The sequence below is a fragment of the Flavobacterium soyae genome, from assembly GCF_021245985.1.
GTDB lineage: Bacteria > Bacteroidota > Bacteroidia > Flavobacteriales > Flavobacteriaceae > Flavobacterium > Flavobacterium soyae.
In genome coordinates this window covers 138,519-163,241 of the sequence record NZ_JAJQXA010000011.1, presented here as the reverse complement: position 1 = coordinate 163,241, position 24,723 = coordinate 138,519, and the positions used below count along the sequence as shown (strand labels likewise).

Annotated in this window: 19 protein-coding genes; 12 read left to right on the top strand and 7 right to left on the bottom strand. The window is 34.5% G+C overall.

The genetic code is table 11. The features are described 5' to 3' along the window. Window positions 1-385: 385 nt before the first annotated feature. From LUU93_RS15165 to LUU93_RS15155, 3 genes are read right to left on the bottom strand one after another with little or no spacing between them, the layout of a single operon-like run. Window positions 386-1,627, bottom strand: a complete 1,242-nt coding sequence (locus tag LUU93_RS15165; protein ID WP_232682010.1) for an MFS transporter — start codon at window positions 1,625-1,627, stop codon at window positions 386-388. 3 nt (window positions 1,628-1,630) lie between these two features. Continuing rightward, window positions 1,631-1,843 (bottom strand): hypothetical protein, encoded by a 213-nt coding sequence (locus LUU93_RS15160; RefSeq protein WP_232682009.1) that lies wholly within the window; start codon window positions 1,841-1,843, stop codon window positions 1,631-1,633. Window positions 1,844-1,853: 10 nt separating this feature from the next. Then, window positions 1,854-2,447, bottom strand: a complete 594-nt coding sequence (locus LUU93_RS15155; RefSeq protein WP_232682008.1) for a TetR/AcrR family transcriptional regulator — start codon at window positions 2,445-2,447, stop codon at window positions 1,854-1,856. A 201-nt stretch (window positions 2,448-2,648) separates the two neighbouring features. On the opposite strand from LUU93_RS15155, the gene LUU93_RS15150 reads away from it, so the two are divergent. Next, window positions 2,649-3,050, top strand: a complete 402-nt coding sequence (locus LUU93_RS15150) for a DoxX family protein (RefSeq protein ID WP_232682007.1) — start codon at window positions 2,649-2,651, stop codon at window positions 3,048-3,050. A 64-nt stretch (window positions 3,051-3,114) separates the two neighbouring features. On the opposite strand, the gene LUU93_RS15145 is transcribed toward LUU93_RS15150, so the two are convergent. Both LUU93_RS15145 and LUU93_RS15140 read right to left on the bottom strand, forming a co-directional pair. After that, the gene (locus LUU93_RS15145; RefSeq protein ID WP_232682005.1) at window positions 3,115-5,058 is read right to left on the bottom strand and encodes a glycoside hydrolase family 97 protein; all 1,944 of its coding nucleotides are present in this window, start codon (window positions 5,056-5,058) and stop codon (window positions 3,115-3,117) included. Window positions 5,059-5,354: 296 nt separating this feature from the next. Then, window positions 5,355-6,230, bottom strand: coding sequence for an NAD(P)H-binding protein (locus tag LUU93_RS15140; RefSeq protein ID WP_232682004.1), 876 nt, complete (start codon window positions 6,228-6,230; stop codon window positions 5,355-5,357). Window positions 6,231-6,310: 80 nt separating this feature from the next. Between LUU93_RS15140 and LUU93_RS15135 the strand changes: the two genes are divergently transcribed. Both LUU93_RS15135 and LUU93_RS15130 read left to right on the top strand, forming a co-directional pair. Continuing rightward, the gene (locus LUU93_RS15135) at window positions 6,311-6,673 is read left to right on the top strand and encodes a winged helix-turn-helix transcriptional regulator (protein WP_232682003.1); all 363 of its coding nucleotides are present in this window, start codon (window positions 6,311-6,313) and stop codon (window positions 6,671-6,673) included. 273 nt (window positions 6,674-6,946) lie between these two features. Then, the gene (locus LUU93_RS15130; protein ID WP_232682002.1) at window positions 6,947-7,195 is read left to right on the top strand and encodes a hypothetical protein; all 249 of its coding nucleotides are present in this window, start codon (window positions 6,947-6,949) and stop codon (window positions 7,193-7,195) included. A 73-nt stretch (window positions 7,196-7,268) separates the two neighbouring features. Here LUU93_RS15130 and LUU93_RS15125 read toward each other — a convergent pair whose 3' ends face one another. Beyond that, window positions 7,269-7,532, bottom strand: coding sequence for a hypothetical protein (locus LUU93_RS15125; RefSeq protein ID WP_232682001.1), 264 nt, complete (start codon window positions 7,530-7,532; stop codon window positions 7,269-7,271). A gap of 473 nt (window positions 7,533-8,005) precedes the next feature. Here LUU93_RS15125 and LUU93_RS15120 point away from each other — a divergent pair, with 473 nt between their 5' ends. The 5 genes from LUU93_RS15120 to LUU93_RS15100 all read left to right on the top strand — a co-directional run bounded on the left by LUU93_RS15120 (window position 8,006) and on the right by LUU93_RS15100 (window position 16,809). Beyond that, entirely contained in the window at window positions 8,006-8,563 is a 558-nt protein-coding gene (locus LUU93_RS15120; RefSeq protein ID WP_232682000.1) for an RNA polymerase sigma-70 factor, read from the top strand. Between the two features lie 116 nt (window positions 8,564-8,679). Beyond that, window positions 8,680-9,603: a FecR family protein gene (locus tag LUU93_RS15115; RefSeq protein ID WP_232681999.1), complete on the top strand. Its 924-nt coding sequence runs from the start codon at window positions 8,680-8,682 to the stop codon at window positions 9,601-9,603. Between the two features lie 120 nt (window positions 9,604-9,723). Further along, entirely contained in the window at window positions 9,724-13,107 is a 3,384-nt protein-coding gene (locus tag LUU93_RS15110) for a SusC/RagA family TonB-linked outer membrane protein (protein WP_232681998.1), read from the top strand. A gap of 18 nt (window positions 13,108-13,125) precedes the next feature. Next, window positions 13,126-14,661, top strand: coding sequence for a RagB/SusD family nutrient uptake outer membrane protein (locus LUU93_RS15105; protein ID WP_232681997.1), 1,536 nt, complete (start codon window positions 13,126-13,128; stop codon window positions 14,659-14,661). A 324-nt stretch (window positions 14,662-14,985) separates the two neighbouring features. After that, the gene (locus LUU93_RS15100; protein WP_232681996.1) at window positions 14,986-16,809 is read left to right on the top strand and encodes an alkaline phosphatase; all 1,824 of its coding nucleotides are present in this window, start codon (window positions 14,986-14,988) and stop codon (window positions 16,807-16,809) included. A gap of 348 nt (window positions 16,810-17,157) precedes the next feature. On the opposite strand, the gene LUU93_RS15095 is transcribed toward LUU93_RS15100, so the two are convergent. Next, window positions 17,158-17,697: an ATP-binding protein gene (locus tag LUU93_RS15095; RefSeq protein WP_232681995.1), complete on the bottom strand. Its 540-nt coding sequence runs from the start codon at window positions 17,695-17,697 to the stop codon at window positions 17,158-17,160. A 222-nt stretch (window positions 17,698-17,919) separates the two neighbouring features. On the opposite strand from LUU93_RS15095, the gene LUU93_RS15090 reads away from it, so the two are divergent. The 4 genes from LUU93_RS15090 (at window position 17,920) to LUU93_RS15075 (ending at window position 24,699) form a co-directional block, all read left to right on the top strand. Continuing rightward, the gene (locus LUU93_RS15090) at window positions 17,920-18,501 is read left to right on the top strand and encodes an RNA polymerase sigma factor (protein ID WP_232681994.1); all 582 of its coding nucleotides are present in this window, start codon (window positions 17,920-17,922) and stop codon (window positions 18,499-18,501) included. Between the two features lie 161 nt (window positions 18,502-18,662). Then, a complete protein-coding gene (locus LUU93_RS15085) occupies window positions 18,663-19,511 on the top strand; it encodes a FecR family protein (RefSeq protein ID WP_232681993.1) in 849 nt (282 codons plus the stop codon). A 105-nt stretch (window positions 19,512-19,616) separates the two neighbouring features. Then, window positions 19,617-22,859, top strand: coding sequence for a TonB-dependent receptor (locus tag LUU93_RS15080; RefSeq protein ID WP_232681992.1), 3,243 nt, complete (start codon window positions 19,617-19,619; stop codon window positions 22,857-22,859). A 523-nt stretch (window positions 22,860-23,382) separates the two neighbouring features. Next, window positions 23,383-24,699: a beta-helix domain-containing protein gene (locus tag LUU93_RS15075; protein ID WP_232681991.1), complete on the top strand. Its 1,317-nt coding sequence runs from the start codon at window positions 23,383-23,385 to the stop codon at window positions 24,697-24,699. The last annotated feature ends 24 nt before the right edge of the window (window positions 24,700-24,723 follow it).

Sequence of the window (24,723 nt, the reverse complement as noted above, 5' to 3'; positions counted from 1 at the left end):
ATTCGGCTGGGTTATAAGCATAAAAAGGCTGTTTTAAAAATCGAACAACCTCTATGTTATTTTAGATGTTTGTATGTTCTGTAAGAACATTTCATTGGTAGAAAATTACATTGTTATAACGGGTTACGTTCCGTAGGAACGTTTGATTTAGACATTGTTTTTAATAATCTGACCTATCAAACGTTCCTACGGAACGCAAATGTGGCTGGTTTTTATTTTTTCTACCTATGAAACATTCCTATGGAATGATAAATCTGACATCAAAAAGTGACCAATTAAGTCACTAAAGACTAACAAAAGATTTATAACAAAAAAGCTGCCTCGAATTTTGAGGCAGCTCTTTACTATTTGTGAATTTGTTTAATTCTGAAGAATAAAATTCAGATTAAAGTTTATTCGTTTTGGTATCAACAATTTTACTTACTCTAAATACTAAAAAGATAGTAAGTAACATAATTCCAGAAGCCGTCATTGCCAGAATATCATAATGTTCTAACGGTGCATAGCTGTCTTTTTGATAAATGATTAATCCGGCAATTACAGCACCAAAACCTCCGGCCATTTGTTGTAAAGAGGAGTTAATACTCATAAATGCACCACGATCCTGAGGATCTGGAATAGCAGAGGTTAAAGTCGTTGACGGAACCATTCTGCTCATTATTGCTGCCATCATAAATACATTGATAAGCAGTACAATCCAAAATGGAGTTGGGCCAAATTGAGCGTAAATGTTTATTAGAATCACAGCAGATATTGTAGCTAATGCAAAGATTTTAAATTTATTTACTTTATCGCTTAATTTACCAATAAAAGGCATTGTAATTAAAGTTGCAATTCCGGTAATCATAAATAATAATGGCAACTGCTCATTTGTTACTTTAAGGTTGTTGATAGCAAACGCACTTCCGAAAGGCATCATCATAAAACCTCCAATAGAAAGCAGGGCAGTAGCTAAAAATCCAACCTGATAATTCTTTTTAGAAATAGTATGTATCAAATGTTTCAAGGCTGTTTTTTCTTGTTTCAAATGTAAGTGCTCCGTAACAGGTTTTAATTTTACATATAAAATTATTGTGATAATAGCCGCCATCGCTGCGATCCATAAAAACGGAACGTGCCAGCCCCAGGCATTTGCAATGTATAAACCAATCGGAATTCCGAGAACCTGACTCACACCAAATCCCATTTGGATAAATCCCATTACTTTACCTCTTTGCTGCAGGCTGAATAAATCGGCCACAATAGCAAGAGAGATAGAACCAATTACACCGCCAAATAATCCGGTGAAAACGCGCGCCGCAACCAGCAGAAAAAAGTTTGGTGCCAGGGCGCAGAAAAAAGTTCCGATTGTAAATCCGATGTAAAAGAAAAGCAGTAATTTTTTTCGGTCGAATTTATCTGCAAAACCAGCCGTAAGCAATCCGGAAATTCCGGCACTAAAAGCGTAAGCAGAAACGGCAATACCAAATTGAGATGCCGTAATTTTTAATGTTTTAATCATAATATCCCCAAGCGGCGACATTACCATAAAATCGAGTACAACTGTAAATTGTGTCATGGCTAAAAGAAATATTACCAGTTTTTGATAGCCATTAAAACTGGGTGCGATAGTTTGTTTTTCGTTCATATATTATTGTAGTTCTCTGCAGTCAAAATTGTGAAAATTCAATAAATCAATAATTTGATCTGCATTTAGTTTTTCGCTTATAATTCTTAATACACAATCAATATCTTCCTGATCAATACTCCATTGCAGTATAGATTTGTTTGCGTCTAAAAAGGTTGCGATTTTGTTTTTACAAGTTTCTGTTTTTACATTAGTTGCAAATATCAATACATTCATAACATAAAATTTAAGGTGTTAATGCTTTAATTACTAAGCGAAAAGCTTCTTGTTGTATTTCATTTGTTAATTTAAATGGAGTGGTGCCTCCAAGTCCTTTCCCTTTTTCATGAAAACGAAGTAAATTGTACAACGGGCCATAAGCAATACTCCAGAAAACCTCTTTTGATACGGGTACGATTTCTTTTCTTTCGATTGCTCCATGCAAAAACTTCGTCATGATTTCTTTGAGTTCAATCAAACTTTCGTTAACGATATATTCACCATAATTAGAATTTTGAAGAATTTCCCAGCAGGCAATTTTATCAGTGTTTTTCAGCATAAACTCTGATCTGTTTTCCCATTGCTTGGCGAGTCCTACTGCAAAAGGCATATCAGGCGAGAAATCTTTAAGCGAGCTTTTAAAAAAGTAAGTGCCCATTTCAGTTCCAATTTTTTTAATTAGATCTTCTTTGTCAGCATAATAAATATAAAGTGTTGCTACAGAAATACCGCATTCTTTGGCAAGTTTGTTCATTGCAAAGCCTTCGATGCCATACTTTACAATCATTTCTATAGTTTTTTCTTTAACTAATTCTTCTTTATTAATGTCTCTTGTTCTCAAATGAAAGGATTTTTATATTGAATTGATCACAAAGATATAATAATAAATGAATGTTTGTTTATTTATAAAAAAATATTTTTCAAAATTTACAAATGTTGATTCCAAATATAATTTTACTATTTTTACTCTTAGCAGCTATCATACAGAACAATTGTTAGGTATGAAATACTGAATTGTTTTATTAACCTAATTATTTAAAAAATGAAAAAAAACAACGATTTTGGTTTGTTAATACTTCGTATTACAATTGGATTTTTAATGCTTTTGCATGGTATTTCAAAATTTAAAGGCGGTTTAGATTTCATAAGCGGAATGCTTGTTGAAAAAGGACTTCCGGGTTTCTTTGCTTATGGAGTTATCGTAGGTGAAGTTTTGGCACCAATCTTAATTATAATTGGTTTTAGAACCAGAATTGCTGCTTTGATTTTAGCTTTCAACTGTTTAGTTGCAGTTTTAATGGCACATAGTCAGGATATTTTTAAAATAAGTGATCACGGAGGTTGGGAACTGGAACTTCTGGGATTGTATTTCTTTACGGCAATTGCTTTGTTTTTTACCGGAGGAGGAAAATTTAGTATTTCAAAAAAGAATAATTGGGACTAAAAGAACCTAAAATATAAAAATATAAGCGGCCGTTTGAGCCGCTTTTTATTTTAAATTTATAGGTTTAAGGCATAAATAAAACCGCTCCGCCATTTGCAGAAAGCTCCAGATTATAGGAAGCGTTTTCCAGTTTTTTACTATTGAATTTTGATTCAGCACCTTCGCCATCAGTTATTATAGAAACATTTTTGCCTTTCAGCATTGGTAAATTCACCGTGATGGTTTTTGCTTTATTTTCACCATTGATTGCGGCAACATACCATTTTGTATTTTTTCTGCGGGCAATTACGCAATATTTGCCCGGATAGCCGTCTATAAAAAGTGTTTCATCCCAAACCGTTGGAACATTTCTCAGATAATCAAATAAGCAGGCTGGTTTTTCAGTTAAGTTTTCAGGTGTTAATCCCCAATGTTGTATTGCCGAAAAGAAAACAACTGCTGTTGCCATTTCAAAAGCATCAGTAGTCTGGCGAATAGTACCTTTGTTTGGTTCACGATGCAAACGTTTGTTAAGAAAAACAGGACCAAAATCCATTGAAGCTACTGCATTTCTTGTAAAAGGGTAAATAGCTGCAGTCGAAGGATATCTGTCACTAAATGCCTGCTGAAAAACTAAATTTTCTGATGCAAGTACAGCTTCACTTGTCATATAATTAGGATACATTCGTTCCCAGCCGCGGGGCAGGGTAGTACCATGAAAATTGATATTCAGTCCAAATTCTGCAGCATCAGTAAGTATATCATGATAAAGTTTCATAGTCTGCTGTTTGTCTCCGCCAAAAAAATCTATTTTTAAGCCTTTTACCCCAATTTGCTGCAGCCATTGCATTTCTGCACGTCTGGCTTCTGGCATACTCATTTTGTCTTTTGGTGTTTGTGGGGCAGTATTCCAGTTTCCATTTGAATTGTACCAAAGCAGTACACCCACATTTTTTGATTTAGCATAATCTATTAATTCGACTATTTTTTCTTTTCCAATATTAACATCCCAAAGCGCATCAATTAAGATAAATTCGCATTTCATAGTGGCTGCAAGATCAATAAAAGTTTTTTGGTCTTTGTAGTTGCAGCTTTCATCCTGCCAGACAATCCAGCTCCAGCTTGCGCGGCCTGCATTGAATATTTTTGAAGTTTTTATAAGCGGTTTCACAACATCTGTTGAAACTGTTGATTCAACAATTGGTTTTAAAGTTTTGCCAAGTGTTATCGTTTTCCATGAAGTCTGCATAGGCAGAACTCCAGAGGCTGTTATTGGTCCGTTATGGTTGTTTTCGCCTTCTTGTGGAAAAACAGCCGTATAGATTCCATCTGGAGATGCATCACTCAATCGGGTTCCTGGATAATTACCGCTGATGCCAGTTTCGGAAATTAAAAGCCAGCCTTTATTTTCGACGTGAAATAGTGCCGGAAAAGTAAAACCTAATCCGTATTGCGATTTCGATGCAATAGGTTCTTCTCTCGTATATTCTTCTTCATATGATGGTTTTGTTTTCTCCCAGCCGCTTAACGGAGGAGCCTGCGGTGTAATAAAAGTGGTCGATTTTAAAGGAAGTTTAAAACCTGTAATTTCATTTTCGATGATACAGTTCCCATTGTTTTTTTTGCTTTTCGGTATTAAATAACTAAAAGCGACATCTGTATTGGTAACTCTGAAAATGATATTAAGAGTATCATTAGCAGTATTTGTAAAGATGCATTTAATTTCATTTGCCTTATAATTCACCTGACTAACTTTAGAGCGATCTAGTATATAAGATTCTTGAATTTTAGCTGTTTTACTGCCAATCAATTTAAGTCCTTTTGTAAAATCTCCTGCGGAACTCATTAATCCTAAAGGCGACTGTTCGAGGAATTCTTCTTTTTGATGAAATATCTGGTAGTAAGCAAGACCATTAACTACTGAAACTTCAAGTTTTATATTTTTATCGGGGCTTAATGTTGAAAGACGCTGTGCCTGAAGCGAATTTGAAATTGTAAATAAAAGGAAACTAATAAGGAGATATCTCATTTTTTGTGGCATTTTGGTTGGTTAGTAAAGTATAAAGTTTTAAAAACGACAATAAGTGTAAAAATAACACTATTTTTTCTAAAGAAAAATTACGGGAAGGGAAGTATTTGAAAAATTTGTGATTTTTAGAATTGATTTATTTAGGATTTCCTAAAAGCAAAAAAGAGGCTGGCTCAAAAGTAAAATCAAGCTGTTGAGAATCGCGTAAATGGAAAATTTCTCCGATAGGTATCCGAATAAAAAAGAGGCTGTCTCGACTTTTGAGACAGCCTCTTTTTTTTTGCTTTTACTTGTAATTAGAATTTTGCTGCAAACTGCCGGGCAAAATTTTCCAATTTTATTTTTCCATCAACAGCTGCTTTGCTTGCTGTAAAATGTTCGATGATTTTTCCGTTTCTTAAGCCGGTTCCCATTTCGGCATATAATTTGGCAATTTCTTCTGGTATTCCGGCCTGTGCCATTCCTTCAAGGGCCTGCTCATCTGTAAATTCTATCCAAGGCAGTTCTGGTTTTGCAATTGCAGTTCCCAAAACTTTTGCAGCTTCACCCGGAGTACGAACATCACTAATAATATATCGGATATTTTTTCCAGCCGGAGTATGCTGTAATTCTTCGGCTGCAGCCTGTGCAATATCCTCAGGATGCACATACGGGATTTTTATATCTGATGGATAATTAGATCCGATAATTCCGGCCCCTTTAACTAGCGGAACATCATTATAAAAATTAGTAAAGAAGAAACCTGCTCGTAAAAAAGTGACAGAAGTATTTAGTTCATTATACAATTTTTCAATGTTATGAAGCCCTGTAATTGGCCCGGTTCCAGATGGTAAATCAGCACCAATACTGCTTAGCATTACAACTCTTTTTACCTTAGCTTCTTCAATTGCTTTTGCAAACGATTTACCGGCTGCAGTTGTATTTGCGATTACATTTGCTCCTCCTAAATTTGGCGGTGTCATTGCAAAAAGCGCATCTGAACCCTTTAATGTTTCCAGTAAAAAAGCGGCATCGCTTACAGAACCTATAGCAGCTTTTGCACCCAGATTTTCTATATCTGTTTTTCTGTCTGGATTACTGCTTATTACGGTTACGTCGTGACCGGCATCAACAAGTTTTGCGGTTAATGGTTTTCCTATGTTCCCTAAAGAACCTGATACTATAATTTTCATGTTAAATAATTTTTTTATTACTGTCACAAAGGTATCTTTGTACTTACTTTTATACAAGTACTTACCCTATAGTATGTATCATGACAGCAATTAAAGTATCATCGACAATTCAGGAAAATAAGCAGTACGCACTGGAAAAATGCCCTGTAACTTTTGTAATGGAAAAAATAGGTGGTTATTGGAAACCCATAATTCTTTGGCATTTATCAGAAGGCAATAAACGCTACAGCGAATTAAAAAGAGCAATTCCTGCTGTTACCGAAAAAGTGCTTATTCAGCATTTAAAACAATTAGAAGCAGATGGTCTTGTGATTAGAGAAGCAAAACCAGTTGTACCTCCTTTTGTAACTTACAGACTTAGCAGTGCCGGAGAAGGTTTACTGCCTGTTATTGAGGCAATGGCTGCCTGGGCTTTTAAGGTTAAGGATGGAGAGTATTCGTAGGTTTTTTTTAAGGTACAAAGTGACAGAGATACAAAGTGACAAAGGTTTCAAATTAGTATCTAATTTGGGATTTTTCTTTGTCAAAGTTTTTAAAAAAAAACTTTGCATCTCTGTCTCTTTGTATCTATTATTTTTTTAATAGTATAATTCTTAATTGTTGATAATATGCTAATAAACAGTTAATAACTAGTGCTTTGGTTTCTATATACTTAAATATGCTAATGTTTATATTTGATAAAGAAATAGTTAAGGGATTAATTTAAATATTAATATATGGAACGAGCTATAAAACTAAAAGTACGCAAAGAATTAGACGGACGTGAGCAGTTTAATGTAATTAAGTTAAAAGGCAGTTTAATCTCCAAAGGCTACACTGAAATAATACATATATTAGATCAGGACGAAAATTATCATATCAATTCTTTTGCAACTTCTGCAGAAAGCAGAAATGAAGTAAAAGATTTTATTGCTGATTTTATTTCCAGCCAAAATCTTGCCGACGCTGTTACTGTTTTCAAATAAAGAAATTATTTTGCGCCACAAAAAAAGCTATCTGATTTCAGATAGCTTATATGATTATTTATTAGCAGGGAGCTTATAATGGCCGGTCATAGCTCTCCAGGTTTTCTTCTTCATCTTCGTAATAATTGTCATCTTCATCATAAAGGCTGTCATCATCATCTTCATCGTCCCAGGAAACATTATTGCTTTGACCTCTAAAATATTGGCTGATTTCCTGATCACTGCATATTGTTATGGAATCATATAAACAAAAAGATTCTTGGTTTCTAAATGTAGTTTCTTCATTTTGAAAATCCGGATCATATCGACGGTCATTTTCTTTTACTTCAAAATCCATGATATCAGTATTTAGAGGTTAATAATTCCGCTTAAATTTTTATCATATATTACAAAACTTAATGCGGGATGGTAAATATAAGGCTGTTAATCATAATAATTTTATAGTTTAAAATTTAAAAGTTATATAATTCACATTTTCAACGTATTAACTTTTTTTGAAAAAGAAACCCCTGAATTATAAGGCGAACTAATTTCCATTTCTTTAGCAGGACAGCTATTAATTTTCTTCTTTCCGGTTTCTTTTATTCTATTGGTAACAAACAATACGAAATGTTAATACAATGTTTCATAATCCTGCTGTTTTATTAATGTAAACGTAACCTAACCGACCTACCCTCATTTTTAATTTTGAAGACATATTATTAAACAAACTATTGTAGTATATGTCATTTTTTAAAGTAAGAATACTTCACAAAATAAATGTTTTCGCAGACATTATTTTCCTGGCCAACAATAATAAAGTGAAGTATTATGTATAAAGGTTATTCTGATGAAGAACTTGTTGAATTATTAAAACAAGGAAAAGATAAAGCTTTTGACGAACTGTATTTTAGATACCGTGATTCACTGGTGCGTTTTGTTTACATGAGGATGAAATCAATTCCAATTTCTGAAGAAATTGTTCAGGAAGTTTTTACCACCATCTGGGAACGACGTAAAACAATTGTAATTCAAAAAAGTTTTGCAGCATACATCTACACTTCAGTTCGCTATACAACCTTAGATTATATCAAATCGCACACGGTAACAGATCAATATATTCAGGAAGTTTTAGACCGAAATACCGTTTCTTATAACAGCCATAATGCAACCGAAGATTCTATTTTTTATGATGAATTACAAATAGCGGTTGATAAAGCAGCCTCGTTACTTCCTAAAAAATCAAAAGAGGTTTTTATTCTCAGCCGGATCAAACATTATTCTAATAAGGAAATTGCTGATGAACTTAACGTTTCAATCGATACGGTAAAATATCATATCACGTACGCCTTAAAATTTATGCGGACTTATTTAGGAGAGTTTAATTGATTTTAAAATTTCTGAAGTGATAAGCTAACTTTTTTTCTTAACAAAAGCGTAACCTTTTCAACCTACCTGAATTTTCAATTCCCAAGACATACTATTAAAGACATAAAGAAATTATAATGCCTGATAAATTAAAACAAGAAATAAAACATTTTTTAGGAGGGAAGTATTCTCCAAAAGGACAAGAAATGTGGAATAAATGGTACGATAGTACCAATGAAGTTTTTGAGAATATGGAGACCATAAAATCAGATCGTTCAAAACTAAAAAAGGAATTAAGACAAATAAAGAAATCAAACACGGTTATTTTTCTTCAAACTAAATACTGGGCAGCTGCGGCTTCATTACTGATTTTATTTGGGCTTTCTTTTTTTGTTTACCAAAAATCAATAAACGCTGTTGAAACTAAAGAATATGCGGCAAAGTTAGGTGAACATGCTAAACTAATATTAAGCGACGGAACACAAATTTGGCTGAATGCCGGAAGCCGTTTAAAATATCCAAAAGAATTTAAAGGAGATACGCGTGAAGTTTACCTTACCGGCGAAGCTTTTTTTGATGTGGCTAAAGATAAAAAACATCCGTTTATAATCCATACCGATAAAATGGACACCAAAGTATTGGGAACGAGTTTTAATGTTCAGGCATATCCAGACCAAAGAACACAGGAAGTTTCTGTTATGACCGGAAGAGTAAACGTAAAATCGACCGTTACAGAAGAAAATGTATACGTAACTCCGGGTCAGAAAGTGGTTTTTAAATCAAAAAACAACAAACTGCAGGCTTTTAAAGATGTTCCTGTAAATACCATTTCGTTATGGCGCAAAAATATAATTGTTTTTGAAGATACGCCAATGCCGGAGGTTATCGCAACCATAAACAGAAACTACAATGTTGCCATCGAAATTAAAAACAAAAATCTAAACGCACTTAAAATAAACGCCTATTTCAAGGAGCTCCCTGTAGATCAGGTTGTGGCTCTTGTATGCAATATTGTAAACGCCGAGTATAAAGTTGAAGGCGGGGTTTATAAAATACAATAGCAATTATTAATTGTGAATTGTTAATTATGAATTATGAGTTAAAAATTAAAAGCCAAAATAAGAATCTAAAATCTGAATTCTAAAATCTAAAATTAAAACCAAATCTAAAATCCAAAAACTATGAATGAAAAACAAAAGCGGTACGTCGTAAAGTTTCAAAGCATTAAAAAAGCTGTGTGGGCAAAAGTAATCCTGTTTATTGCTTTGTTTTTTAGCGGATTAATAAATGCCGGAAATATTGATTTTGATAAAAAAGTGACCTTAAAAGTAGAAAATGAAAGCTTGAAGAATGTTTTTCAAAAAATTGAAAATCAGGCTAATGTGCATTTCATGTACGAATCAAATCAAGTTAATACGAACCAGAAAATCAGTTTAAAACTTACAAATGTTAAACTGGAGCAGGCATTAGATAAAATATGCAGTAATTTTTCTCTTCGATATGAAATTGTAAGCAACAATATTGTAATCAAGAAAAGTGTAAAAGTTGCAGCAGCAGATCAAAACAAAATTACTGTATCGGGAACTGTTTTTGGCGGAGACGATAATATGCCGCTGCCGGGAGTAGGCATTAAAGATAAAGGTTCTAATGCAGCAGCAGCAACAGATTTTGACGGGACTTTTAAAATGGAAATCAACGCGTCTGAGGCAGTACTTATTTTTTCATACGTTGGTTATGTAACACAAGAAGTGAAAGTAACAAAATCAGAAAATATCACTGTAAAATTAGCAGCCGATATGAAACAGCTTCAGGAAGTTGTGGTGATGGGTTACGGAAGCGTAAAAAAGAATGAAGTTTTAGGATCTGTTGGTTCAGTTTCTATGAAAGAAACATCAAGCAGAACATATAATAATGCGGGTGAATTATTGCAGGGAACTGTGGCCGGTGTTACCGTTATCAACGGCGGAGGAGACCCAACAGCTTCGCCAACAATCAATATTCGCGGTATTGGATCTTTAAACGCAGAAACTCCGTTAATTGTTCTGGACGGAATTATTTACAGCGGTTCATTAAATACTATAAACCCAAATGATATTGCTTCGATAAATGTTTTAAAAGATGCGGCATCGGCGGCGATTTACGGAGCGAGAGCTTCTGGAGGAGTAATTTTAATTACGTCTAAAAAAGGAATTTCGGATAAAATTAATGTAAACGTTAATTATCAGGGAGGTTTTCAAAATGTGGCTAAAAAACTGGAGGTTTTAAACGCTGCAGAATATGCTGATGCCATGAACACAGCAAGAGATAATGCTGGTTTACCAAGAATTCCTGCTTTTGATACAGCTTTTGAACCAACTGCAAGAACAACAAAAACAAACTGGATGGATGAAATTTTCCGTACAGGAGAAATTCAGGATTTATCTATTTCGATAAATGGTAAAACAGAAAAATCAAATTTCTTTCTTTCCGGAAGTTATAGAAGAAACGAAGGTATTTTGCTAAATACTTTTGGAAACCGTTATACAGTAAGAGCTAATTCATCTTTTAAACTGGCTCCTAACTTTACAGTTGGAGAAAATTTATCCTATTCCTTAACAGATGGCCAGTCTGCCAATACCTCAAGTGCCTATACAGGAGCTATTTTAGGGGCAATTTTTTATCCGCCAAATGCAACAGTTTACAGAGAAGATGGTTCTGGACAATTTGGAGGAGTTCCTGAAAAATATATTGGTTCTTATGGAGACGTTATTAATCCGGTTGCTTACTTAAAAAGATTAGATAACAGAAACCCGGTTTCTACGGTTTTGATCAATCCTTATGCAGAATGGGAAATTATCGAAGGTTTAAAAGTGAAATCAAACTGGGGTTATACCAGAATACAAGATAACGCAACAGATTTTACGGTTAAAATTACTGAACCGGGAAAAATATTCGATTTTAACAGACTGACCAAAAAGTCAATGACAACTACTGATTTATTAAGCGAGCAGACTATATCTTACGAAAAATCATTAGGAAAACACAACTTCAAGGCTTTAGCAGGATACACCTTTCAGGAAACCAAAAGAGATTATTATACAGTAGAAGGAACTGGTTTTGATAACGAAGATCCGTCTCAGCGTTATTTACTGAATGCAAAATTAATTCAGCAGACCGATGCAGGTTTATCTGATGAAATTATTTCTTCTTATGTTGGAAGGTTAAACTACGATTTTAATCAAAAATATTTATTATCAGGAATTGTACGCCGCGACGGAACTTCAAAACTTTTGCAGCAAAACCGTTGGAAAGTATATCCATCAGTTTCGGCAGGATGGTTAATTTCTGAAGAAAGTTTCATGAAAAGCATCAACCCAATTGTAAGCAATTTAAAACTTCGTGCAAGCTGGGGACAAATAGGGAACTTAGGAAATCTTGGACCATATCAGTTTAGTGTGCCTTTAACACAAACAACAGCTTTAATTGGAGCAGCTCCGGTCATCAATTATGGTTATTCTGAAAGAGAACTTTCAAATCCAAATTTAAAATGGGAAAGTTCAGAGCAGACCAACATTGGTTTAGATTTTACGATGTTGAACAATTTTTTATTAGGTTCTGTCGATGCTTATATAAAAACAAACAAAGATATGTTGGTTCGTGATCAGCTTCCGGGGGTTTCAGGAACTCCACAGGGTAGAATTGTAAATTCAGGAGATGTTGAAAACAGAGGTATTGAAGCAAGTTTAACATACCAAAAAACACGCGGGGAATTTAAATTTGATGTAACAGCAAATGCAGCATTTTTAACAAATAAAATTGTTTCTATTAAAGACGATTTAACTTCACTTGAGCCTTTAAACTTAAGCCGTGTTCGTAGTTTACCATTATCGAACATTTATCAGGTTGGAAGCCCGGTTGGCGCTTTTTACGGATATGCAACAGACGGATTATTTCAAAGCACTGCGGAAGCAAAAGCCTACGTAAATTCGAAAGGAGTGGCATATCAGCCAAATGCAGTTGCCGGAGATATTAAATTTAAAGATGAAAACGGAGACGGTGTAATTAATAACAGCGACAGAGTAGTACTTGGAAGTCCGTTTCCTAAAACAACTTACAGTTTAAACGCCAATTTCAAATACAAAGGATTCGATATGAATATCTTTTTTAACGGAGCGGTAGGAAACAGTGTTTTCAACGCCGTTAAATATACAGGTTTAAATGCTTCTTTCCCGGGTTACAATTTATTGGCTGAATCTAAAGATGCATGGTCGCCAACTAATACAGATACTAATATTCCGGTTCTTTCTGCTACAGACAACAACAATAACTTTGGCCGAATCTCAGATTTTTATATTGAAGATGCTTCTTTCTTAAGATTAAAAAACGTATCAATAGGATATACAGTTAAAGAAAATTGGTTAAACGGAAAAGCAAAACTAAGATTCTTTATTTCTGGACAAAACTTGTTTACAATCACAAATTATTCAGGAATGGATCCTGAAGTTGGTCTTAGAAACTTTGGAATGGATGTAGGTAAATACCCGCTTTCACGTATTTATATGACAGGTGTAAACGCTACTTTTTAAAAATATAAAATAAACAAAATGAAAAAATTAAGTCTTTTATTATTAAGTTTTGTGCTATTGGTAAGCACCTCAGCTTGCGAGAGTGAACTTGATGTTATTCCGCAGGGAGCGCCGTCAAGCGGAAATTTCTGGAAAACTCCGGCAGACGCACAAGCAGGAGTAAATGCTATTTATGCGTTGTATTCTGATGATAATATGTACGGTCGTGGTTTCTTTTGGTTAAACAATGCCAGCGACGACATTGGAACAAAGCCAAGACAAAATGCAGAACGTATTAAAAACTTTATTGTTGACGGATCAGAATCTGATACAAAAGATATCTGGAGGCTTCATTATGAAATTATGAAACGCTGCAACGACGTAATTCGTAATATACCAAATATTCCTCTTGATGAAAAAACAAGAAACGGAATGCTGGGCGAAGCTTATTTTAATCATGCTGTAATGCATTTAGAATTAGCGTATCATTATGGAGATGATCGTGCCGGAATTCCTATTCAGGATAGAGAAAACTTTACTAATGTTTATGTTCCTCGCGCTAAAAACGTTGGAGAAAACTACGCTTATATCGCCGCCGATTTAAAAAAAGCTGCTGATTTATTACCGTATTTTGATGAGCTTACGCCTGACAATTACGGACGTGCGCACAAAACTGCCGCATGGGCTTATTTAGTTCGTACGTATTTGTATGCTAAAGATTGGGATAATGCTATAAAATATGCGAACATGATTGTAGCAAGCGGAAAACATAAACTGCTTGACAATTTTGAAGATGTTTTTAAAATTAAAAACAACTGGTCTACAGAATATATCTGGTCAGTAACTTCCAGCGCAGAAAACACAGGTCTTGGCTCAATTTTCCCCGGAGTTTGTTTAGAAGATAAAGGCTGGGGAGCTTATAATGGCTGGGGAAATTTTTATCCAACAAAAGAATTGTTTGATACCTATGACCCAGCTGATAAAAGACGAAGCGCTACCATACTTCAAAAAGGAGATAAATTCGTTTATTTTGGACAAGAAGTAACGTTTAATGAAGGAAGTTATACTGTAAGTTCAAGTAACAGAACGGGTTATCAGTTTAAAAAATATATGGAGCCGTTTAGTTATCCAAAAACCAATTCGGGAGCTGTAGATATTCGTTACGTAAATGCAAATGGAGACAAACCTTCAACAGCTTTAAATGTTCCGCTTTTACGTTATGCAGATGTGCTTTTAATGCTGGCAGAAGCAAAGTTAATGAAAGGTCAAAACGCAGATACCGAAATCAATTTGATTCGTCACCGTGCAGGTCTTAGTGATATTGCCGGAGCTACATTGACTGATTTAAAAAGAGAAAGAAGATGCGAATTAGCAGGTGAGTGGACAGACCGTCATTTTGATTTAGTTCGCTGGGGTGATGCTAAAGAAGCTTACGCAAAACCGCTTCACCATTACAACGGAACTGTAATTTATCCGGCTCGTAATTTCAATCCTGCTATTCACCATGTGTGGCCTATACCGCCAGATGAAATTGCAGTGAGCAAAGGCGCTTTGACTCAAAACCAAGGATGGTAGTATTTAATTATGAATTTTGAATGCTTTATCCATAACTCAAAATTCATAACTCAAAATTTAATTAGTTTGTTTGTTTATTTTTTTTTTACGCTGCAGGCTCGTTGTGGAGTCTGCAGGCGGTAAAAAAATAATCGACAGCATTAAATATTATAAAACCAGTCTTTTTTGAAGGACTGGTTTGTGTTTATAAAGTTTGTCATTCCGAGGAACGAGGAATCGCACTAGAAAATCCGTATAGAGCGTCCCCAATCTTTGTAGAGTTGCGTGTGCGATTCCTCGTTCCTCGGAATGACAAACAAACATTATGATAAAAAAACATTTTCAATGAAAAAAATATTCACCCTTTTCTGCCTCCAATTCTTCCTGTTTGTACAAGCACAGGAATATACTTCCTCCAACATTCATTCGCATAACGATTATGCAAGTCCGCTTCCGTTTTATGGAGCATATTCAAACGAAACCGGCGTTATCGAAGCCGATGTTTTTGTAATAAATAATGAATTATTTGTTGCGCACAACTTTAAAGATATTACACCTCAGAATACACTTAAAAGCATGTATCTGGAACCACTTTCTTTAAAATTAAAAAGTTTAGGAAGTAAAGCATATCCAAGCAATAAACCTTTGATTTTTATGATTGATATTAAATCAGATGCCGATGCTGCGCTGAATGTTATTGCGCAGCAGTTAAAAGCATTTCCTGATATTATTGTAAATAAAAACATTAAGGTTGTTATTTCTGGAAACAGACCAAACCCTGCACAATGGAAAAATTATCCTGAATTTATTTATTTTGACGGAAGGCTTAACGAAGAATATTCTCCGGAACAATTAGCTCGTGTTGAAATGATCAGTGAGGATATAAAAGTGTTTACGCCCTGGAACGGTAAAGGTGTTTTGACACAAGCTGATTTAGAAAAAATTCAGGCAGTGATTAAAAAAGTCCATAATCAAAATAAAAAAATAAGATTTTGGGGTACAGCAGATAACGTAAATACATGGATGACTTTGATGAATTTAAAACTTGATTTTATTGGTACCGATAATGTTTCTGAGCTGACACATTTTATTAATAATATCAAATCGACGTTTTACCAAAATACAGAGTTTAACCAAGCGTATGTTCCTAAAAATGTTTCGGCTTTCGCCAAAAAGAAGCCTAAAAATGTTATCCTTTTAATTGGTGACGGAATGGGATTAACGCAGATTTATGCTGGTTACACGGCCAATAAAGGGCAGTTAAGTCTTTTTAATATTCCAACACAGGGACTTTCTATCACAAAATCTTCTGATAGTTATATTACAGATTCTGCCGCCGGAGCAACAGCAATGGCAACAGGACATAAAACCAATAACAGATTTATAAGTGTTGATGAAAGCGGAAAACCTTTGGAATTAATTACACAGCAATTGGCCAAAAAGAATTATAAAACAGCGATTATTTCGGCAGGAAATATTACAGATGCGACTCCGGCCGCTTTTTATGCACACCAGCCGGATAGAAGTTACAACGAACCTATAGCAAATGATTTCCTGAGTAATCCGTCAGATATTTTAATTGGCGGCGGAACAAAAGAATTTAAAGCCAGAAAAGACGGGATAGATTTATCTAAAGTATTGGTTGAGAAAGGATATTCTTTTTCAGACAAATTCAGTGCTTTAGATACTATTAAAAATAATAAATTTGTTATTGCAGATGATGCAGCGGTAGTTTCAATGAAAAATGGAAGAGGAGATTTCTTAACTAAATCTTTTGCTAAAACAGTAAGTATTTTTGCAAAATCAAAAAATCCGTTTTTTATCATGGCCGAAGGTGCGCAGATCGATTACGGCGGACATCAGAATAATGTGGAATATGTGGTTCGCGAAATGCTTGATTTCGACAAATTAGTAGGGCAGGCAATGGAATTTGTTGATAACAATCCTGAAACTCTTTTAATCGTTACTGCAGATCACGAAACAGGCGGACTTTCGTTAATCGACGGAAGTATTGAAAAAGGTTACGTTCACGGAAGTTTTAGTACAAATGATCATACGGCAGTTTCAGTCCCGGTTTTTGCATACGGTGCGGGTACTCAGAATTTTGCAGGTGTTTATCAAAATACCGAAATTTATACTAAAATAATAGAAGCAATTACTAAAAAGTAATGTTCTAAAAAAAGCAAAGAGGCTGTCTCAAAAGTCGAGACAGTCTCTTTTGCTATAATTATTTTTTTGTTTTTAGTAACTCAATTAGTCACTTTTTGATATCCGATTTATCATTCCATAGGAATCTTTCGTAGGTAGAAAAAAAATAAAGATCTCCGCATTTACGTTCCGTAGGAACGTTTGATAGGTCAGATTATTAAAAAACAATGTCTAAGCCAAACGTTCCTACGGAACGTAATCCATGATAACAATATAATTTTGCTGCCGACGAAGTGTTCCTACGGAACAAGGAAATACATAAAACAATAAAGAGGCTGTCTCGACTTTTTGGGGGCAGTGCACTTTTATTTATAAATTTATTTTCTCCAATATAAGTCCTATTCTTTGGCTTACGGTTAAATCTCCTGATATTTTTAAAATAGGAAAATTGAGAGTTGTTAACCACTTTTCATGAGCTTTTAGGTTTCTGCTGGCAATTCCTTTGCTATCATCATAATCTGAAGCCCAGCTTATAAAATCCTCAAATTGTTTTATTCTTTTCGGTTCGGTATAAATTACGTTTCCGTATCTTTCAAATTCTCTTTTCTTCAGACGTTCCATTCTAATTTCTGGTGGAATGTGTAAAAAGATCACTAAGTCAAAATCAGGAAAAATATTTTCTCCCCATTCAAATATAGAACCTCCAAGAATCCAGTTTTTCTGATTTTTTAACTCTAATTGTATTGTAGAATTTCTCTCTTCAGGATCTCTTCTTATTGTAAAAGGAGTTTCTGTTTTCTCCCAAAAATAGGCATCGCTGTCAAAGTAAGGTATGTCTAATTTTTTGGACAATGCTTCGCCAGTTGTCGTTACGCCGCTTCCGGATGCACCAAAAATATGAATTTTCATTACTAAGAATTACTTACTGATTTGTGCATCAAAATTACAAATCTTTTAATGATTTACTAATACAGCAATTTTTAGAAATGCGAAAACCTTTTGTAAAAACCCCTTAAATTCAGGAAAGAGGTTTCAATATTAATAAATTATTAAATGACCAAATTGTAAAAAATAAGAATAAATGTTTATTATACTTTTGTAAGGCTCTTCTTTAACATTTAAAATTGCATTATGAGTTCTAATTTGATATTAAGGTTGCGTGCGGGAGATGATTCTTGTTTTAAGGAAATATATGAGTTGTATCATTTTAAAGTTTTTTGTTTTGTCAAAAAATACACTGCGCAGCTTGCAGATTCAGAAGATGTAACGCAAAATGTTTTTATTCACCTTTGGAAATACCGTGCAAAATTAGACCCAAATGTTACGCTTGAAGCCATTCTGTTTAAAAGTTCTAAACAGGAAATCTCAAAATGGTATAAAAAGCAAAACCGAATTTTTTCTGTAGAAGACGATCAGCTGATTAAGGAACTCGACAGTGCCGCTGAACCAGATGAAGATATTAGTTCGCAGCTGGAAAAAATTGAATACCTGCTTAATAAAATCCCTGAAAAAAGAAGAAAAATATTTAGTCTTCATAAATTCGAAGACCGCAGTTATAAAGAAATTGCGGTTGAAATGAATATGTCTCCAAGTGCCGTAGCCAACCAAATATCAAAGACATTACAATTTTTAAAGAAAAACTCGATAAAGAACCATGAGCTTTATTGGTTTGCACTTTTCTTTATCAGTCAATCTGAATTTATTGCATATTAGTTTGTCAGAAATGACAAAAACACGTTTTATGCTGCCAAATCTTCTCGCAGATTAAGAAAACGTTAATAGTAGCAATACCCCGTGACATTTAAAAGAATGAAAATCTAATGTAGTTGAATCGGGGAGATTCGCGCATGATTTTCGATTCTAAATAAATCTAAATGAAAAATAAAAAATTAAAAGAAGAATGGAATGCTATACCCAACAGAGGTATTCTTCCAAATGATACAGAAGCCCGAATGTGGGATAATATTCGAAAGGCAACCATTCATAAATATAGAAACCTTTACAATTGGGCAGCCGTGGCGTGTGCCGTAATTGTTCTTTCTATTGGAAGTTATCATTCTTTAAACCGATTGGATTTTTCTAAACCAAAAATTACTTCAACAATAACTTTTAAAGATGATATACGTCTTATATCGCTGCCTGACGGCACAAGAGTCTGGCTAAATCAAAATACAGAAATTGACTATCCAGCAAAATTTTCAAAAAAGGAACGAAATGTAACTTTAAAAGGTGAAGCCTTTTTTGAAGTAAAGCGAGATGTTTCCCGTCCGTTTATAATTACTTCGGGAGCTGTAAAAACAACTGTTTTGGGTACTTCATTTAATATCAAAGCCTACAATGACAATGATGCACAGGTAAGTGTGAGGACAGGAAAAGTAAAAGTAGAAAGTACACAAAATACTGTTTTTCTTGAAAGAGGCTATAAAGCGGTATATGCTGATAAAACTTCTGTAGTAAATAAAGAGAAAACATCCAGTTTCGAACCAGAGTGGAAAAAAGTTTTACTATATGTTGACGGTTTAACCCTGGATGAGGTAATTACAACGCTTAAGCGCGATCATAAGTTTACGGTGAATTACGTTGATGACAATTTAAAAAATCTAAAAATACAGGGGACTCTGGACACTCGACAAGGCTTTTATGAAACACTGCAAACAATCGCTTTTGCTTTAGAAATTCATATAAGCCCCGCAGGAAATAGTACTTACATAATCAGTAAATAGCATTTAAAATGCAATTTCTGTCTTACAGCCATTATTTTAAAATAATAAAATAATTAACGCAAAATATCTCATTAAAATTAATTACATAAACTAACAATTTCAACTATGAACAATGATTTTTCCAGGCATTATTTTACTGCCATCTGGATTTTGTTTTTGGGATTTCTTCTCGGAACAAACACTATTTATTCGCAAACAGGAACCGTATCGGTTGATTTTAAAAACTCTTCGCCTCAAAAAATCATTGATAATTTAAAATCACAAACGCCATATCAATTTGTTTATCAAAAAGATCTTGACCTGAGTTTTCCGCTTGTTACCCTAAAAAAAGATAATGTAACGATTGATGAAGTTCTAAATGATTTACAAAGTTTAACCAATTTAGATTTTAGAAGAACGGACAATAATATTGCGATTAAAAGAAACGACGCAGTTAAAAAAAAAAGGAGAGGGAAAATTACTGGAAAGGTAGTTGACAACAACGGGCTTTCGTTACCGGGAGCGAATATTAAAGTTGTTGAAACAGGTTTCGGTACACAGTCAGATATTGATGGTAATTATATTTTAGAGTTAGAAGCCGGAGAATACACAATAGAGATAAGTGTGATTTCTTTTCAAACCCAGAAAATTACGAATGTAAAAGTACAAGAAGGAGAAGATACACCGCTGGTTGTTTCTTTGCAGGAAGATGCACAATCGCTAAATGAAGTAATCATTGTACAAAACTATAAACAGGCTGCGGCTTCGGTTGAAGGAATGCTGTTGCAGCAAAAAAAAGCGGCGCAGTTTTCTGATGGTATTTCGGCAGAACAAATTGCAAGAACGCCGGACAGAGATGTAGCGGCTTCATTAAAACGTATTACAGGGGTTACAACAGTAAATGATAAATATGTTGTAGTACGCTCAATGGGTGAGAGATGGAACCAGGCTGTTATGGACGGAATCGCTTTACCAAGTACAGACGCTTATCAGCAAAATTTTTCTTTTGATATTATTCCAACAGCAATGGTAGAGAGTATCGTGGTAAGCAAATCTGCAACTCCGGATATGTATGCAAATTTTGCCGGAGGGTATGTAGAAGTAAAAACAAAAGATATCCCAAAAGAAAATTTCACCAATTTCTCGATCAGTAATTCTTATAATAGCAAAAGTACCTTTAAAGAAAGGCTGACAAGACAGGAAGGCGATTATGATTATTGGGGATTTGATGACGGAAGACGTGATTACCCTACTAATCACACAACAATAGACCCGCCAACAACAGAGGCAGCATCTGGGCCTTTTATTGATTATTCGAAGCTATTTACCAAAGATAATTTTAGTACTTATAAAACGTATGGAGCGCCGGGAACTACGCTTCAGTTTGGTTTAGGGCGTGTTTATAAATTAAAAGACAATAACAAATGGGGGTTTGTAGGTTCTTTTATTTTTAAAAACACGCAGGAAACCTTAGAAATTGAGCACACACAAAGAGGAAGTTACCAAATGAATTCTGAGTTTACTCCAGAGAAGGACAACTCAAGCTATTCAACTTTTACAAAATATGCGTTTAGAAATTCAGGAAACAACTATAATTATAATTCAACATTAGGCGGTATGTTTAACGCTGCAATCCAGCTTGGCAGCCATAAAATTACAATGCGCAACACCGTTATGCACATCTACAATAATCAATTGACACAAATCAGCGGCTGGGCCGATGGAGCCTATTCTATTCAGGAAATAGTAAGCGGCAGTATTTTACCTACTACATCAGAGTCTAATTATCCGGTTTATACAACTTTTATTCAAAATAAAATCGAGGGAAATCACAAATTGGATAAACTTGAAGTAAATTGGTACGGAGCATACGGAAATGTTACAAAAGATACTAAAGACGCGACATTTGTAGATATAGGCAGGGAAAGAGTAGGCGATGATATTGTGACAAACTATAGTGTCAATAATAACGGAAACAGATTTCCGTTTAGTCGAAGTTATTTTACAAATGATGAAGTAGATTACAACTGGGCCGTAAATTTTAAGTATGCTTTTAATTTTAGCGATTCTTTTACAAACGATATCAAAGCAGGTTATTTTGGGACTTATAAAAAAGCAACCAATCAACAGGAATCTGCAAAATTAATTACGGTTGGCCAACCGACAGCTTTTGCAACAATTTATGAGCCATTGCCGGAATTTCTTGATGGATCAAATTATTATTATGGCGGTTTTGGCTGGCAGAAATATGGCATCTATGGTAATAGATATGTTGGAGACGTAAAAGTGCATTCTCCTTATTTAATGCTCGATGATAAAATTGGTCAATACATAAGATTTGTTTGGGGAGTAAGGGCAGAAAGTTATTTATATACTCAAATAGAAAGCCAGTCTGAAACTCCAGATGGTTTTTCAGATGTACAGGGAGATGATAAAGTATGGCAATTTTTGCCATCGGCTAGTTTAATTATCAGCCCGACTAATAAAATGAACGTAAGATTGGGTTACAATAAATCAGTTTTACGTCCGCAGTTTGCAGAACGTTTAAGTATTCCATATTATGACCCGCTTCGTGCTGCTAAAATATACAATTATACAGATGGATTGGTTTCAAGTGTTGCCAACAACTATGATTTAAAATTAGAATGGTTTCCTTCCGGCGGTGAAATTTTATCTTTTGGGGTTTATCATAAAGATATAGATAATCCAATAGAATCTGTTGGATTTTTAAATCCATCGGGCGTTAGGGATATCTATAATATTAATTCAAACAAGGCTAAACTTTGGGGAGTTGAATTAGAATTTTATAAAAGTCTTTCATTTTTAGGAGAAGGTGATATTTTAAAACATTTGTTTGTTTACGGAAATGCTTCTGTAAATGATACCAAAGTTACTTCATACGTAAATCTTGATGGTACAGGCGGACTTTATGAAGCAAACAGACCGCTTTACGGGCAGTCGCCTTATACTTATAACTTAGGAATGGATTATATAGGCGAACGTTTTGGATTCAGCCTTAGACATAATGCCATTGGAGATCAATACATTTTAGTTGGTTTTGACTATTCGGCAGAAGAGATTCGTATGCCTTATGCGCAAACAGATGCGCAGTTGAGTTATAAATTTTTCAAAAAGAAAGACCTGCAGCTAAAATTTAGTATAAAAAATATGTTTGATGCGGGCGTTCAGACTTACAACAATACAAACAGCTATAGTAAAATAGAAGAGGTTCCTGTAGGATCAAATCCAAGGTCAAGATACAGCCTCGGAGCCAATGCAACCAATAAATATGACCCGGATATTGATCAGGTAGTTTTTAAATCATTTGCAGGAAGAACGATTAGTATTTCGCTGAATTATGATTTTTAAGATTAGCTATTGTTAATACTAAATTCATAATCATAAGTATTTTCCTGCTGAATATTAAGAAAAAGTTAACAATAAAAAACACCCATGATATTCTGCAATTTTAAAAGCTAATACTAATAAATAAGCTGGTTGGGTAAAAAACAAATGCTCTTTTTGCTGAGAGTATTTAAAATGTTCTTCGAAAAATTTAAACATATAAAAGAATGAAAACTGCAGATATACGGAATCTTCAATTTAAGCCAAAAATATAAAAGTAAAGAAGGCATTAGGTTTATCATATCCAAAGACATTTATCTTTTTGTGTATTTAAATTTTAAAGAGAACTGAAGTTGATCCTTTCATTGAAATGAAAAAAATCCTAATAGTGAAAGATGGAAGTTAGGTAAGCTCCCCCGGACGGTAAAACGGATGTGTTTGAAAAAACAAATTTACCAAAAACGAGAAAGACCTGAGGAAAGAAATTTTGCTGCTCTCTCCAAAGGCCTAGTTTAATAGCAGCAAATATAGCAATAATTAAATTATTATGAAAAAATTTTTTATGTTCGCAATTGTAGCTCTACTTGTGAGTTCTTGCCAAAATGATGATTCTTCTGCGGATTCTTCTTTTTCTATTAAAGCTGCTGGGGCTGACTACAGCGGATATCCTGCAACAGTACAAACTGTAAGCGGTGATATTACAACAAACACAACTTGGACAAGTGACAAAGTTTGGGAAATTAACGGAGTAGTTCGTGTAAAATCCGGAGCTACATTAACAATCCAGGCTGGTACTTACATTAAAGCAAAACCTCTTGCTGCAGGTGTTGCTACCGGAGTTCTTGTAATTACTAAAACTGGTAAAATTAATGCACAAGGAACTGCAAATGCTCCAATTATTTTTACAAGTTACAATTTATTAGATGGCAACGCTGGAACTACAGCAACTCCTGGAGACTTTGCTGGTGTTGTAATTTTAGGTGATGCTCCGGTAAATAACGGATCTGTTACTAATATTATTGAAGGATTAGGTGATCAGCCTAATGTTTCTGATTTTTACTATGGCGGGGCTAACAGTACACATAACGGAGGAACTATTTCTTATGTTCGTATCGAATTTGCAGGACGTATCCTGGATGCTGCAACTGGTGTTGAAATCAATGGTTTAACTTTTGGCGGTGTTGGTTCTGCTACTGTTGTTAACCATGTTCAGGTATCTTACGGTAGAGATGACTCATTTGAGTTTTTTGGTGGAACTGTAAATGCTACACACTTAGTTTCTTTTGCACCAGATGATGATAACTTTGATTTTGATTTAGGTTATACAGGAACAATCACAAAAGCTATTGCACTTGCTGATATTAATTCTACTCATAGTACAAGTGGTACTGCACCAAACTTAAGCCCGGATTCTAATGGTATCGAATTAGACAACAATGCCGGAGGTACTTCTACAGCGCTTATTACTCGTCCTGTTATTTCTCAATTATCTATTATCGGTGTTAGTACTCCTGCTGCTGCTAATTCGTACGAAAATGGTATTCACGTACGTAGATTAGGGCAAATAAGCCTTACTGATGCTACTGTAACTGGATACAACAGAGGAATTAACTGGGAGGCCCCTTCTTTATCATCTAATTCTTCTTGGTCAGCAATATCAATCCATGGATATGTTAACCCAGTATTGCCAACAACAACAGTTTTAGGTTTTGGAAATACTACATCAACTGTTAACCCGGGAACTAAATGGTCATTAACGCAGCCATTCTTTAATGATGGAGCTTTAAACTTCACTGGTGCTACAGGTGCATTTAAAACTGAGGCGCTTTGGACAAATACTTGGACTAAGTTTACAGGTTTCTAATTATAAGGTTAAGCAATATTTAAT